The organism is Cyanobium sp. LEGE 06143 (assembly GCF_015207535.1).
In the GTDB taxonomy this organism is placed as follows: Bacteria; Cyanobacteriota; Cyanobacteriia; order PCC-6307; family Cyanobiaceae; genus NIES-981.
Genome location: NZ_JADEWP010000055.1, coordinates 1 through 13,183, shown reverse-complemented (window position 1 = coordinate 13,183; position 13,183 = coordinate 1). Strand labels below are relative to the sequence as shown.

At 68.6% G+C, this 13,183-nt stretch carries 11 protein-coding genes; 8 read left to right on the top strand and 3 right to left on the bottom strand.

Features of this window, described 5'->3' with window-relative positions; all coding sequences use genetic code 11:
- From ppk1 to IQ216_RS05705, 3 genes are all read left to right on the top strand, one after another.
- The coding region (ppk1, locus tag IQ216_RS05715; RefSeq protein WP_193814708.1) for a polyphosphate kinase 1 at positions 1–1,693 on the top strand (1,693 nt) is incomplete at its 5' end.
- A gap of 213 nt (positions 1,694–1,906) precedes the next feature.
- Entirely contained in the window at positions 1,907–2,896 is a 990-nt protein-coding gene (locus tag IQ216_RS05710; protein WP_370566624.1) for a sigma-70 family RNA polymerase sigma factor, read from the top strand.
- A gap of 22 nt (positions 2,897–2,918) precedes the next feature.
- A complete protein-coding gene (locus IQ216_RS05705; protein ID WP_193814706.1) occupies positions 2,919–3,596 on the top strand; it encodes a dolichol kinase in 678 nt (225 codons plus the stop codon).
- Between the two features lie 17 nt (positions 3,597–3,613).
- Here the strand turns inward: IQ216_RS05705 and IQ216_RS05700 are convergent, their stop codons facing one another.
- Both IQ216_RS05700 and IQ216_RS05695 read right to left on the bottom strand, forming a co-directional pair.
- Positions 3,614–3,937, bottom strand: a complete 324-nt coding sequence (locus IQ216_RS05700) for a hypothetical protein (protein ID WP_193814705.1) — start codon at positions 3,935–3,937, stop codon at positions 3,614–3,616.
- Positions 3,938–4,097: 160 nt separating this feature from the next.
- Complete coding sequence (locus IQ216_RS05695) at positions 4,098–5,180, bottom strand: 3-deoxy-7-phosphoheptulonate synthase (RefSeq protein WP_193814704.1); 1,083 nt, start codon at positions 5,178–5,180, stop codon at positions 4,098–4,100.
- Positions 5,181–5,306: 126 nt separating this feature from the next.
- Between IQ216_RS05695 and acnB the strand changes: the two genes are divergently transcribed.
- From acnB to IQ216_RS05675, 4 genes are all read left to right on the top strand, one after another.
- Positions 5,307–7,922, top strand: a complete 2,616-nt coding sequence (gene acnB / locus IQ216_RS05690; protein WP_193814703.1) for a bifunctional aconitate hydratase 2/2-methylisocitrate dehydratase — start codon at positions 5,307–5,309, stop codon at positions 7,920–7,922.
- Positions 7,923–7,936: 14 nt separating this feature from the next.
- Positions 7,937–9,436, top strand: a complete 1,500-nt coding sequence (locus tag IQ216_RS05685) for a ClC family H(+)/Cl(-) exchange transporter (RefSeq protein WP_193814702.1) — start codon at positions 7,937–7,939, stop codon at positions 9,434–9,436.
- Positions 9,437–9,491: 55 nt separating this feature from the next.
- Positions 9,492–9,914: a hypothetical protein gene (locus IQ216_RS05680; RefSeq protein ID WP_193814701.1), complete on the top strand. Its 423-nt coding sequence runs from the start codon at positions 9,492–9,494 to the stop codon at positions 9,912–9,914.
- Between the two features lie 66 nt (positions 9,915–9,980).
- On the top strand, positions 9,981–11,678 hold the full coding sequence (locus IQ216_RS05675) for a radical SAM protein (protein ID WP_193814709.1): 1,698 nt from the start codon (positions 9,981–9,983) through the stop codon (positions 11,676–11,678).
- Here IQ216_RS05675 and purU read toward each other — a convergent pair.
- Positions 11,648–12,514, bottom strand: a complete 867-nt coding sequence (gene purU, locus IQ216_RS05670; protein WP_193814700.1) for a formyltetrahydrofolate deformylase — start codon at positions 12,512–12,514, stop codon at positions 11,648–11,650. The two genes, IQ216_RS05675 and purU, sit on opposite strands and share 31 nt — an antisense overlap.
- A 128-nt stretch (positions 12,515–12,642) precedes the next feature.
- Here purU and psbQ point away from each other — a divergent pair, with 128 nt between their 5' ends.
- On the top strand, positions 12,643–13,125 hold the full coding sequence (gene psbQ / locus IQ216_RS05665; RefSeq protein WP_228007184.1) for a photosystem II protein PsbQ: 483 nt from the start codon (positions 12,643–12,645) through the stop codon (positions 13,123–13,125).
- The last annotated feature ends 58 nt before the right edge of the window (positions 13,126–13,183 follow it).

Genomic DNA, 13,183 nt, shown 5'->3' with positions numbered 1-13,183 from the left:
CCCCTTTCCCTTCATCAGCAACCTCAGCCTCAACGTGGCGGTGCTGGTGCGTGACCCCGACACCGGTCAGCAGGAGTTCGCCCGGGTGAAGGTGCCCCAGAAGAACCTGCCCCGCTTCGTGCAGATCCCCATCGAGCTGAGTGGGCGCCATCCCGCCCCGGTGTTCAGCGCCGTGCCGCTGGAGCAGGTGGTGGCCTTCAACCTGGAACTTCTGTTCCCGGGCATGAGCGTGGAGGGCCACTACTTCTTCCGCGTCACCCGCGATGCGGATCTGGAGCTGCGCGATCTCGAGGCCGACGACCTGATGGAGGCCCTGGAGGAGGGCCTGCGCAAGCGTCGGCGCGGTGGCGAGGTGGTGCGTCTGGAGGTGGCCGACGAGGTGCCGGAGTCGGTGCTGCAGCTGCTGATGCAGGGCACCGCCGTGGAAGAGGAGGATGTCTACCGGGTCAGCGGCCCCCTCGGGCTCGACGATCTGATGAGCCTCCTGGCCGTGCCGCTGCCCCAGCTCAAGGACCGGCCCCACAAGGGCCGCACCAGCCCGCTGCTGGCACGCGCCCAGAAGGGCCTGCTGGAGGACGGTTCCCTCAAGGCGGAGGAGTTCGAGAGCATCTTCTCGGTAATTCGCCGGGGTGATGTGCTGCTGCAGCACCCCTACGACCTGTTCTCCACCTCCGTGGAGGAGTTTCTGAATCAGGCGGCCGACGATCCGCTGGTGCTGGCGATCAAGATGACGCTGTACCGCACCTCGAAGGACTCGGCGGTGATCGCCGCCCTGATCCGGGCGGCCGAGAACGGCAAGCAGGTGATGGCCCTGGTGGAACTCAAGGCCCGCTTCGATGAGGACAACAACATTCAGTGGGCCAAGCGCCTGGAGAGCTCCGGCGTGCATGTGGTGTACGGGGTGCTGGGCCTGAAGACCCACACCAAGATCCTGCTGGTGGTGCGCAAGGAGAAGGAGCGGCTCAACAGCTACGTGCACATCGGCACCGGCAACTACAACGCCAGAACCTCAAGCCTCTACACCGACTTCGGACTGCTCACGGCCAGGCCGGAATTCGGTGCCGATCTCGTGGAGCTGTTCAACTACCTCACCGGCTTCTCCAAGCAGCAGAGCTTCCGCCGCTTGTTGGTGGCTCCTGTGACACTGCGGAAGCGCAAGCTGGGGCTGATCCAGCGGGAGATCGACCACGCCAGGGCGGGTCGAGGTGGCCACGTCAGGGCGAAGATGAATTCCCTGGTGGATCCGGGCATCATTGCCCTGCTCTATGAGGCCTCCCAGGCCGGCGTGACGATCGAGCTGGTGATCCGGGGCATGTGCAGCCTGCGGCCGGGTCTGGAAGGAATCAGCGACAACATCCGGGTGGTGAGTGTGATCGGCAGGTTCCTCGAACACTCCCGGGTGTTCTGGTTTGCCAACGCTGGCGAGCCTGAGGTGTATTTAGGCAGTGCCGACTGGATGAGTCGCAACCTCGACCGCCGCGTGGAGGCCGTGGCCCCGATCGAGGATCCGGCCCTGCGCCACCAGCTGGAAGCGGTGCTGGACCTCTACCTCAACGACGCCGGCGGCTGGCACATGCGCGGCGATGGCAGCTTTGAGCAGCGGCCCAGCGATGGCGACGGCCTGCGGGCCCAGGCCACCTTGATGGAACGCTGGCGTGGCGGCCTCAGTCCGGCCCGCAAGGCCGTGGCCTGAAGGCTCCAGGCTTGACCTGAACGGGCCAGGCGGTAACCTCCCACCGAGAACAACACAGGCAGGGCGGAGGGCCCGGTTGAGACAAAGAAATGCATCGGTAGACACCAAAGCATGCATTGGCGGGTCGCATTTCCGAAAGTCTTCGCTATTTACCCCTTGCCTTCAGGTCAGTAGTGCTACATTCCGCCCACATTCAATTTCGGAGGCATGGGTGTGGGGACGCCTTTGCAATCCGGTTCGGACGTCAACTTGATTGACGTCAAAAAGCCGGCCGCATCAGCTTCAAAATCACGCACGCCAAGTGCACGGGCTTCGGGCCGCCTGAGTGCCGATTCCATCGGCTGGTATCTCAGCAACATTGGCCGTGTGCCACTTCTCACGCCGGCCGAAGAAATTGAGCTGGCCCATCACGTTCAGGCCGGCAAGCGTCTGCAGGTTGTTCCTCTCGAGGAGCTCACGCCCAAGCAGAAGCGCCAGATCCGCATGGCCCAGAGGGCGCGGGATCGCATGATGGCGGCCAACCTGCGCCTGGTGGTGAGCGTGGCCAAGAAGTACCAGAATCAGGGCCTGGAGCTGCTGGATCTGGTCCAGGAAGGGGCCATCGGCCTGGAGCGCGCCGTGGACAAGTTCGATCCGGCCATGGGCTACAAGTTCTCCACCTACGCCTACTGGTGGATTCGCCAGGGCATGACCCGGGCGATCGACAACAGCGCCCGCACGATCCGCCTGCCGATCCACATCAGCGAGAAGCTCTCCAAGATGCGCCGCATCACCCGGGAGCTCTCCCATCGGCTCGGGCGGCAACCCAACCGCCTGGAGCTGGCCCATGCCATGGACATGCGCCCCCAGGACCTGGAGGAGCTGATGGCCCAGAGCGCCCCCTGTGCCTCCCTCGATGCCCACGCCCGTGGCGAAGAGGATCGCAGCACCCTGGGCGAGCTGATCGCCGATCCGGCCAGCAACGAACACTTCGACTCGATGGATCGCCACATCCAGAAGGAGCACCTCGGCGCCTGGCTCTCCCAGCTCAACGAACGGGAGCAGAAAATCATCCGCTTGCGCTTCGGCCTGGAGGGCTCCGAGCCTCTCACCCTGGCCGAGATCGGTCGTCTGATCAACGTGTCCCGCGAGCGGGTGCGGCAGCTGGAGGCCAAGGCGATCATGAAGCTGCGGCTGATGAGCAACTACCAGCAGGCGGCCTGAACGCGATGGGGCGGCACTGAGCGTGCAGGGCTGGCAGCAGCAGCTGGTGGGGGTGCTGGCCGTGCTCTCCTGGCTGGCTGTGCTGGCCGCCGGGGCCACCCTGCTGCGGCGCCGCTGGGGCCAGGAGGCGGGCGAGGGCCCACGGGAATGGAGCCGCAAGCTGGTGCACATCGGCACGGGCGCGGTCGTGCCGATCGCCTGGGGGCTGGGGATCGCGCGGGAGATCGCCGTGCCAGCAGCGGCCGTGGTGACTCTGCTGGCCGCCCTGAATCACCGCCTGCGCCTGCTGCCGGCGGTGGAGGATGTGGGCCGCCGCAGCTACGGCACGGTGGCCTACGGCGCCTCCATTGCCCTGCTGCTCTGGTGCTGTTGGCCCCAGCAACCGGCCACAGTGGCGGCGGGGGTGCTGGTGATGGCCGTCGGGGACGGCCTGGCCGGATTGATCGGGCCGCTGCGCCCGTCGCCGAGCTGGCAGGTGCTGGGCCAGCGACGCTCCCTGCTGGGCACGGCGGTGATGGCCCTGGCCAGCGCTGTCGTGCTGATCCTGCTGGCCAGCGTCGCTACGGGTCCCTCTCTTCTCTGGGTGCTGCCGATCGCCCTGGCCGCCACCGCCCTGGAACAGGTGGGGGTGGCAGGGATCGACAACCTCACCGTGCCGCTGGGGGTGGCCTGGCTGTGGCAAGCCCTGGGCCCCAGCTGAGTCGGGCTGGCTGGGCGTCAGGCCCGAAACAGATCCTCGCAGCGCCGCTCCCAGTCGACGGAGGTGCCCAGAGCCGCCACCACCAGCCGGTCGCCTGACTCCTCCTTCAGCCGCAGCTGCCACTGGCGGATCAGGTCGGCCCGCTCCATCCAGGCCTGCATCACCGTGCGGTGAATCAGCGCAGCATCCCAGTGGCGCTGCTGACCGATGCCCTGGGCCCAGCCGAGCAGCTCATCGAGCTGGAACGGCCGGAAGCCGGCCACAGCCGGGCCGCTCGATTGCTCCAGGTAGAACACCTGCAGTGGATCGCTGAGGCCACAAAACTGGAGAAGGTAAGTCATGACGGCTCCAACAACAGCCAGACAACCCTATGGAGAGCCCAATGGCAAGCTGTCCAGAGCGAACATTTCATTGCAATAGCAACAGTTAGCAGTCTCAAGTGTTGAGTGCTAAATCACTGCAACCTGGATGAAAGCAGCCTCAATGGCTAAGCGTGGGAGCTCAGGCGATGGCCAGGGGCCGCCGCTCTGAGGCCGCCGCGCGCACGGCGGCGGCCAGCTGAACCAGCACCTGTTCGGTGGTGTTGAGATCAATGCAGGCATCGGTGATGCTCTGGCCGTAGGTGAGCTGGCTCAGGTCGGCGGGGATCTTCTGCTGGCCTGGCACCAGGTGGCTCTCCAGCATCACGCCCATCAGGTGACGGCTGCCGCTCGCCACCTGCTCGGCCAGCTCGGCGGCCACATCGGCCTGGCGGCGGTAGTCCTTGTTGGAGTTGCCATGGCTGCAGTCCACCAGCAGCCGCGGCGGCAGGCCGACCGCCTCCAGGGCCCCGGCCGCCGCCTCGATCGCCTCGGGGTGGTAGTTGCTGCCGCCCTTGCCCCCCCGCAGCACCAGGTGACCATCGGGATTGCCCGTGGTGGTGACGATCGAGGCGCACCCCTCCTGATTGATGCCCAGGAAATGGTGCGGGCGGGCGGCGGCCTCCACGGCGTTGATGGCCGTGGCGATGGTGCCGTCCGTGCCGTTCTTGAAGCCGATCGGCATTGACAGCCCCGATGCCATCTCCCGGTGGGTCTGGCTCTCGGTGGTGCGGGCGCCGATGGCGGTCCAGCTGATCAGGTCGGCGATGTACTGGGGCACCACCGGATCCAGCAGCTCCGTGGCGGCCGGAAGGCCCAGCTCGGTGACATGCAGCAGCAGCTCGCGGGCCAGGCGCAGGCCGGTGTTGATGTCGTAACTGCCGTCCAGATGGGGGTCGTTGATCAGACCCTTCCAGCCCACGGTGGTGCGTGGCTTCTCGAAGTACACCCGCATCACCACCTCCAGCTCGGCGGCGTGGCGCTGGCGGGCCTCCGCAATCAACCCTGCGTACTCCTTGGCGGCCGTGATGTCGTGCACGGAGCAGGGGCCCACGATCACCAGCAGGCGGCTGTCACGGCCATGCAGGATCGACTGGATCCGCTGCCGGGCCCCCTGCACGGTGGCCGCCGCAGCCTCCCCCATGGGCAGCTCGCGGTGGAGCAGGGCGGGAGCCACCAGGGGGCGGGTCTCCACCACATGGAGATCACTGGTGGTGGCGTGCATGGGACGAAGCTGCAGCGGTGGGCTCTTGACCGCCCCACACCCTAGTCAGCGCCCATTTGCAGCAGCGCACACCAACAACTGGCGGCGCCGCGCTGAACAATGGAGGTCTGATCGACAGTTCCGGGCATGGCTGCAGACACCTTCCTCACGCGTTATGGCGCAGCCGCCGCTGAGCGGCACGCCTTGGGCGTGCCGGCCCTGCCGCTGACGGCGGAACAGGTTCAGGCCCTTACCGAATTGCTGCAGGCCCCTCCCCAGGGCGAGGAGGAGATGCTGCTGCACCTGCTCACGGAACGCATTCCGCCGGGAGTGGATGAGGCGGCCTATGTGAAGGCCAGCTGGCTCACGGCTGTGGCCAAGGGCACGGCCAGCAGCCCCCTGGTGACCCCGGTGCGGGCAGTGGAGCTGCTGGCCACCATGATCGGCGGCTACAACGTGGGCTCCCTGATCGAGCTGCTCAGCAGCAGCGATGGGGCGATCGCCGAGGCCGCGGCCACGGGCCTCAGCCGCACCCTGCTCGTCTACGACTCCTTCCACGACGTGCTGGAGCTGGCCGAGACCAACCCCCAGGCCCGCCGGGTGGTGGAGAGCTGGGCCGCCGGAGAGTGGTTCACCGCCAAGCCCCCCCTGCCGGAGGCGATCACGGTGACAGTGTTCAAGGTGGAGGGTGAGACCAACACCGACGACCTCTCCCCCGCCACCCACGCCACCACCCGTCCCGACATCCCTCTGCACGCCATGGCGATGCTGGAGACGCGCATGCCAGACGGCCTTGCCCTGATCGAACAGCTCAAGGCCAAGGGCCACCCCGTGGCCTACGTGGGCGACGTGGTGGGTACGGGCAGCTCCCGCAAGTCGGCGATCAACTCGGTGCTCTGGCACACGGGCTCCGCCATCCCCCACGTGCCGAACAAGCGCGGCGGGGGCGTGCTGCTGGGCGGCAAGATCGCACCGATCTTCTTCAACACCGCCGAGGATTCCGGTGCCCTGCCGATCGAGTGCGACGTCAGCGCCCTGGCCTCCGGGGACGTGATCACGATCCGTCCCTTCGAAGGCACGATCGAGCGTGCCGCCGGTGAAGCCGACGCCGGCACGATCGTGGCCCGCTTCGAGCTCAAGCCCAGCACGATCACCGACGAAGTGCGCGCCGGCGGCCGCATCCCCCTGATGATCGGCCGCTCACTCACCGACAAGGTGCGCGCCCAGCTGGGGCTGCCCCCCTCCGACCTGTTCATCCGCCCCAGTGCTCCCGCCGATACCGGCAAGGGCTTCACCCTGGCCCAGAAGATGGTGGGCAAGGCCTGCGGCCTCAGCGGCCTGCGACCCGGCACCGCCTGCGAGCCGCTGATGACCACCGTGGGCAGTCAGGACACCACCGGGCCGATGACCCGCGATGAGATGAAGGAGCTGGCCTGCCTGGGCTTCAGCGCCGATCTGGTGATGCAGAGCTTCTGCCACACCGCCGCCTATCCCAAGCCGGTGGACCTCCAGACCCACGCCGAGCTGCCCGACTTCATGGCCTCCCGCGGTGGCGTGGCCCTGCAACCGGGCGACGGCATCATCCACAGCTGGCTGAACCGCATGCTCCTCCCCGACACCGTGGGCACCGGCGGTGACAGCCACACCCGCTTCCCCCTCGGCATCTCCTTCCCGGCCGGCTCGGGCCTGGTGGCCTTCGCCGCCGCCATCGGCGCCATGCCGCTCGACATGCCTGAATCGGTGCTGGTGCGCTTTTCCGGCTCACTCCAGCCCGGGGTGACCCTGCGCGATGTGGTGAACGCGATCCCCTACGTGGCCATCCAGCAGGGGCTGCTCACCGTGGCCAAGGAGGGCAAGCAGAACGTGTTCAACGGCCGCATCATGGAGATCGAGGGGCTGCCGGATCTGAAGCTGGAGCAGGCCTTCGAGCTCACCGATGCCACCGCGGAGCGCTCCTGCGCCGGCAGCACCATCAAGCTCTCGGTGGACACCGTGAGTGAGTATCTGCGCAGCAACGTGGCGCTGCTCAAGAACATGATCGCCCGGGGCTACGGCGATGCCCGCACCCTGGCGCGGCGGATCAAGGCGATGGAGGCCTGGCTGGCCGATCCGGTGCTGATGGAGGCCGACGCCGACGCCGAGTACGCCGCCGTGATCGAGATCGATCTCGACGCCATCACCGAGCCGATCCTGGCCTGCCCCAACGACCCCGACAACGTCAAACCGCTCTCGGAGGTGGCCGGCGCCGCTGTGGACGAGGTGTTCATCGGCTCCTGCATGACCAACATCGGCCACTACCGCGCCGCCGCCAACGTGCTGGAGGGCCAGGGGCAGAACACCGCCCGCCTCTGGGTCTGCCCCCCCACCCGCATGGACGAGGAGAAGCTCAAGGAGGAGGGCTACTACGCCACCTTCGAGGCGGCCGGCTCGCGCATGGAGATGCCGGGCTGCTCCCTGTGCATGGGCAACCAGGCGCGGGTGGAGGACAACACCACCGTGTTCTCGACCAGCACCCGCAACTTCAACAACCGCCTCGGCAACGGCGCCCAAGTGTATCTGGGCAGCGCCGAGCTGGCCGCGGTGTGCGCCCAGCTGGGCCGCATCCCCAGCAAGCAGGAGTATCTGGCCATCGCCGCCGAGAAGATCGATCCCTACGGCGCCGAGCTCTACCGCTACCTCAACTTCGATCAGATCGAGGGCTTCGGCGACTCCGGCCGGGTGGTGAGCGCCGAGCGGGAAGCCCAGGTGCTGGCAGGGGTGTAGGGGAGGGCGACCCGATGCTGGGTCGCCTCTGGCGCAGGCCGAAGAAGCAGAGAGGTCTGGGCCTGCCGCATCTGCAGCCGGTTCCCAGCTCCTCGATCCTGCGGCTGCTGCAGCACCGCTGGTTCGTGGTGGTGCTGGCCCTGATCATCACGGGCCTGGGGGCCACCACCGCGGCGGTGCTGTTTCGCAGCGGCCTGGAAGGCCTGGGGCGCTGGCGGATCCAGATGCAGGAGCTCGGACCGAACTGGCTGGTGCTGCCCTCCATCGGCGGCGGCGGTGGCCTGCTGGCCGGGCTGCTGGTGCAGACCCTGGCCCCGGCGGCCCAGGGCTCGGGCATCCCACAGGTGATGCAGTTCCTGCGCCGCCAGTCGGTGCCGATGGGATTCCAGGTGGCGGCGGTGAAGCTGGTGGCCGGGATCGTGGCGATCGGCTGCGGCTTTCCCCTCGGCCCTTCGGGACCCTCGGTGCAGATGGGCAGCTCGGTGGGCTGGGAGATGGCCCGGCTGCTGCGGGCCCCCAACGCCTTCCGGCGCATGATTGTGGCCGCCGGCGGCGGCGCTGGGGTGGCCGCGGTGTTCCGGGCTCCGATCGGGGGCTTTCTCTATGCCATCGAGGAACTGCTGCAGGGCGCCAGACCGGTGGTGATGCTGCTGGTGCTGGTCACCACCTTCTGGGCCGACACCTGGGCCGACCTGCTCGGCCTGGCCCGCCTGGTGAACCTCGATCCGGACTCCACTGCCAGCCCATCCAACGCGATCTTCCAGCTGTCCCGCCAGGTGAACACCTTCGTGGTGGTGCGGCCGATCGACCTGCTGTGGCTGTTCGCCCTGGGGGCCGTGGTGGCCCTGGCGGCAGAGCTCTACTGCCGCTATGTGGTGGGGCTGCAGYGGCTGCGTCTGCGCTGGCAGGTTCCCCTGCCGGCCGCCATGGGCGTCACCGGTTGCCTGMTGGGGGTGGCCGATGCCTGGCTGCCAGCCGACTTCAKCAACCGGGCCGGGATCCGCCAGGCGATCGCCGAGGGCGACGTGGATCTCACCAAGGCTTTGGCGATCTTCCTGGTGGTGTTTCTCACCACCGGCATCGCCGCCGCCGCCGGCACCCCGGGCGGCCTGTTCGCGCCGATGCTCACCCTGGGCGGAGCGCTGGGGCTGGCGGGGGCGGCGCTGGTGGAACAGCTGGGCCCGGACGCGCCCAGCACCGCCGTGTTCGCCGGCATGGGGGCCTTCATGGCCGCCTGCGCCCGGGCACCGATCAGCGCCACCTTTCTCACCTTCGCCGTGACCAAGAATCTGCTGATCCTGCGGCCGGTGCTGATCGCCTGCCTGGGCAGCCTGGTGATGGCCCAGATGCTCCATCCCCAGTCGCTGTTCAAGCGGCTGATGGTGCCCGTGCAAACCAGCGGAGGGGAGGGGAGTTCCGGCTCGGAGAGCCTGCGGCTCAACACGGTGCCGCTGCGCCCTCGCCCCGTTCCCAGGACCAAGGGAGATCAAGACGTGCAAACGAAGCCGGAGTGATGTGGCCAGGCCGTTCCATCGCCAATACGTTCATAGAGAACCTTGCGATGCCCCCATGTTCCGCCAGCCAGCCCTGCCGAAACTCGCCGCCGCAGCCCTGGCCGGGGGTTTGCTGCTGAGCGGCTGCCAGCAGGTGAGCCAGACCATGCCGGATGCCGTCAAGGACGCCGCCACCGCCACCGGGCAGGCCGCCCTGACCCCCGCCGTGAACCCGGTGCTGGATCTGCTCAACAAGGGCAAGACCGAGCTCAACAGCGGCAACCTCCAGTCGGCCCTGGCCACCCTGGGGGGTTTTTCAGCCCTGTGGCAGAAGGCCGCCCCGGTGATCCAGCCCCTGGCCGGGGACAAGTGGCCCATGATTGATCAGGGTGCCCAGCAATTGATCAGCACGGTGGACCAAGGCAACCCGACCGAGGGCGAAACTTCCTCAGCCATCTCCGGGCTGATGGGTCCGCTCTCAGCCCTGATCGGCAAGTGAGGCAGGCGGGGGCAGCGCCCCCCTGCTCAGGGTGAGACGCTAGGGAGACCAAGGTCTCGCTTTCCCCTGCACCAGGAAACCCTGCTGTTTGAGCCGGCCCAGCCCGAGGCTGGCGCCCTGCGGGCCGTCCTGGCCTTCCCCAGCAGCTACAGCGTGGGGATCACCAGCCTCGGCTACCAGGTGGTGTGGGCCAGTCTGGCCCGCCGCACCGACGTGGACCTGCGCCGCCTGTTCACCGACCAGGGCGATCCGCCCCATGGCCGCAGCCGCGGCCGCGGGGCGGCCCTCGACCTGTTCGGCCTGTCGCTCAGCTGGGAGCTGGACGGGCCGGTGTTACTGGATCTGCTGGAGCAGGAGCGGATTCCGATCTGGGCCAGCGAGCGGGGCGACACCGATCCGATCGTGTTCGGCGGCGGGCCGGTGCTCACGGCCAACCCCGAGCCCCTCGCCCCCTTCTTCGATGCCGTGCTGCTGGGCGACGGCGAACTGCTGCTGCCGGCGTTCATCGAGGCCCTGCAGGCCTGCCGACAGGCTCCCAGAGCCGAACGGCTGGCCAGGCTGGCCCAGGTGCCCGGGATCTATGTGCCGTCGCTCTACCGGCCGGAGTACGCCCCCGACGGCACGTTGCTGGGGGTGAGGCCGCTGGCGCCGGGCCTGCCTGAGCGGGTGGCCAAACAGACCTGGCAGGGGAACACCCTGAGCCATTCGATGGTGGTCACCCCCGAGGCGGCCTGGCCCTCGATCCACATGGTGGAAGTGGTGCGCAGCTGCCCGGAACTGTGCCGCTTCTGCCTGGCGAGCTACCTCACCCTTCCCTTCCGCACCCCCTCCCTGGACGACGGCCTGATCCCAGCGGTGGAGGCCGGCCTGGCCGTGACCCAGCGACTCGGGCTGCTGGGGGCCTCGGTGACCCAGCACCCCCAGTTCGCCGAGCTGCTGCAGTGGCTGGATGGCGATCGCTTCGAGGGCACCCGCGTCAGCGTGAGCTCGGTGCGGGCCGCCACGGTGACGCCGGAACTGGGCCGGATCCTGGCCAAGCGGGGCAGCAAATCGCTCACGATCGCCATCGAGAGCGGCAGCGAGCGCATGCGGGAGCTGGTGAACAAGAAACTCGCCACCGAGGAGATCTTCGCCGCGGCCCGCTATGCCCGCGAGGGAGGTCTCAGCGGCCTGAAGCTCTACGGCATGGCGGGCCTGCCCACGGAAACGGAAGCCGACATCGAGGCCACCGCCGATCTGCTGCTCCAGCTCAAGAAGGCCACCCCAGGCCTGAGGCTCAGCCTCGGCGTGAGCACCTTCGTGCCCAAGGCCCACACCCCCTTCCAGTGGCAGGGGGTGAGGCCTGAGGCCGAACAGCACCTCAAGCGGCTGGCCAAGCGGCTGCGGCCCAAGGGCGTGGAGCTGCGCCCCGAGAGCTACGGCTGGAGTGTGATCCAGGCCCTGCTCTCCCGCAGCGACCGGCGCCTGGCACCGGTGATCGCGGCGGCCCGGGGCAGCCACGAGAGCCTCGGGGGTTGGAAACGGGCCTATCGGGCCGTGCTGGCAGACACGGTGCAACGGCCCGCCGGCCTGCCGCTGCCACCCACCTGGGACGCGGTGGTCCACGCCACCTGGGAGCCAGGGCGGGTGCTGCCGTGGGACCACCTCGATGGCCCCCTGAGCCAGGCGGTGCTGGCGGAGCACGCCCGCCGCAGCCTGCCGCAGCCGGCAGCAGCTGAGCAGCTCAAGCCCGCTCAGTCGAACACCGCCGTCCTGCCGCGGTAGACCATCACCTGGCGGCGCAGATGCAGACGCACGGCCCTGGCCAGGGCGAGGCGCTCCGTATCGCGCCCCTTGCGGATCAGATCCTCCACCTCATCGCGGTGGCTCACGTGCACGGTGGCCTGCTCGATGATCGGACCGCCGTCCAGCTCCTCGGTCACGTAGTGGGCCGTGGCACCGATCAGCTTCACTCCCCGCTGCCAGGCGCGCTGGTAGGGCTGGGCCCCCTGGAAGGCGGGCAGAAAGGAGTGGTGGATGTTGATCACCTGGGCGGGCTCGCGGCCCAGGGCTTCCAGGAAGTCGGAGCTGAGCACCTGCATGTACTTGGCCAGCACCACCAGCTCGATGCCGTGCTGGCGCAGCAGGGCCAGTTGGGCCGCTTCCGCCGCCTCCTTGTCCGCGGCGGCCACCGGCACGTGCACGTAGGTCGCCCCGAAGCCCTCCGCCAGCTCCCGCAGGTCCGGATGGTTGGACACCACCAGGGGAACCTGCATGGGCAGCTCACCGGCGCGCACGCGCCAGAGCAGGTCCACCAGGCAGTGCTCCTGACGGCTCACGAAGATGGCCGCCCTGGGGATGGCATCGGAGAAGTGCAGCAGGCCCTCCCCGTCGAGTCGCCGGGCCAGGGCTGCCACGGCCGGGGCGATGCTCTGCCGCGGCAGGCCGAAGCCCTCGAGGGCCCACTCGATCCGGCTCAGGAACAGTCCGGCGCCGAGATCGGTGTGGTGATCGGCATGGCGAATATTGCCGCCATTGGCCGCCACCCAGCCGGAGAGTTCGCTCACCAGCCCCGGCCGGTCGGGGCAGATCAGCTGCAGGATCGCGCTCGGCACGCTCATCGGCCCTGGGCCCGGCACAGGGGGCATTGTGACGCCGGACCCCGCCGGTTCCGCCGCGGCCCCGGGTCTGCGTGGGGGGACCGACGTACAGTCAGCCCTGCCCAAGCTGCTCGCCCATGGCCGCCCAGATGGTCTCCTCGCTTTGTGCCCTGATGAAGCGTCTTGCCCTGGTGGCCCTGGTGGGAGTGCTCACCTTCGGTCTCAGCGCCTGCAGCGGCAGCCAGGCCAAGCCCCCCAGCCTCAGCGCCGAGGACATCGCCGTGATCGAGCGCCAGGCCGAGGGCTTCCTGGCCGCCAGGGATCGCCTGCCCGAACTGGCCACGTTGGTGGGGGATCGCGACTGGACCTTCACCCGCAATCTGCTGCGCGGACCCATGCAGGAGGTGGGGCGGCAGATGAGCTACATCAACCAGCGTCTGCTGCCGGCCGATCGTCCTGAGGCCGAGAAGCTGGCCGCCCAGCTCAAGCAGTCCATGGCCCAGCTCGATGAGGCCGCCCGGCTCCAGGACGGCGAACAGCTGCGCAAGTCCTACATCAAGGTGGCCAGTGGCTTCGGCCGCTACGCCCAGATCCTCCCCGAGCAGGTGCAGGCCGACCTCAAGCAGACCTGACGGCCCCCCTGGCTGACGCCGCCTCGCCAGCTTCCAGCAGGCCCACGCCGTCCGTGGC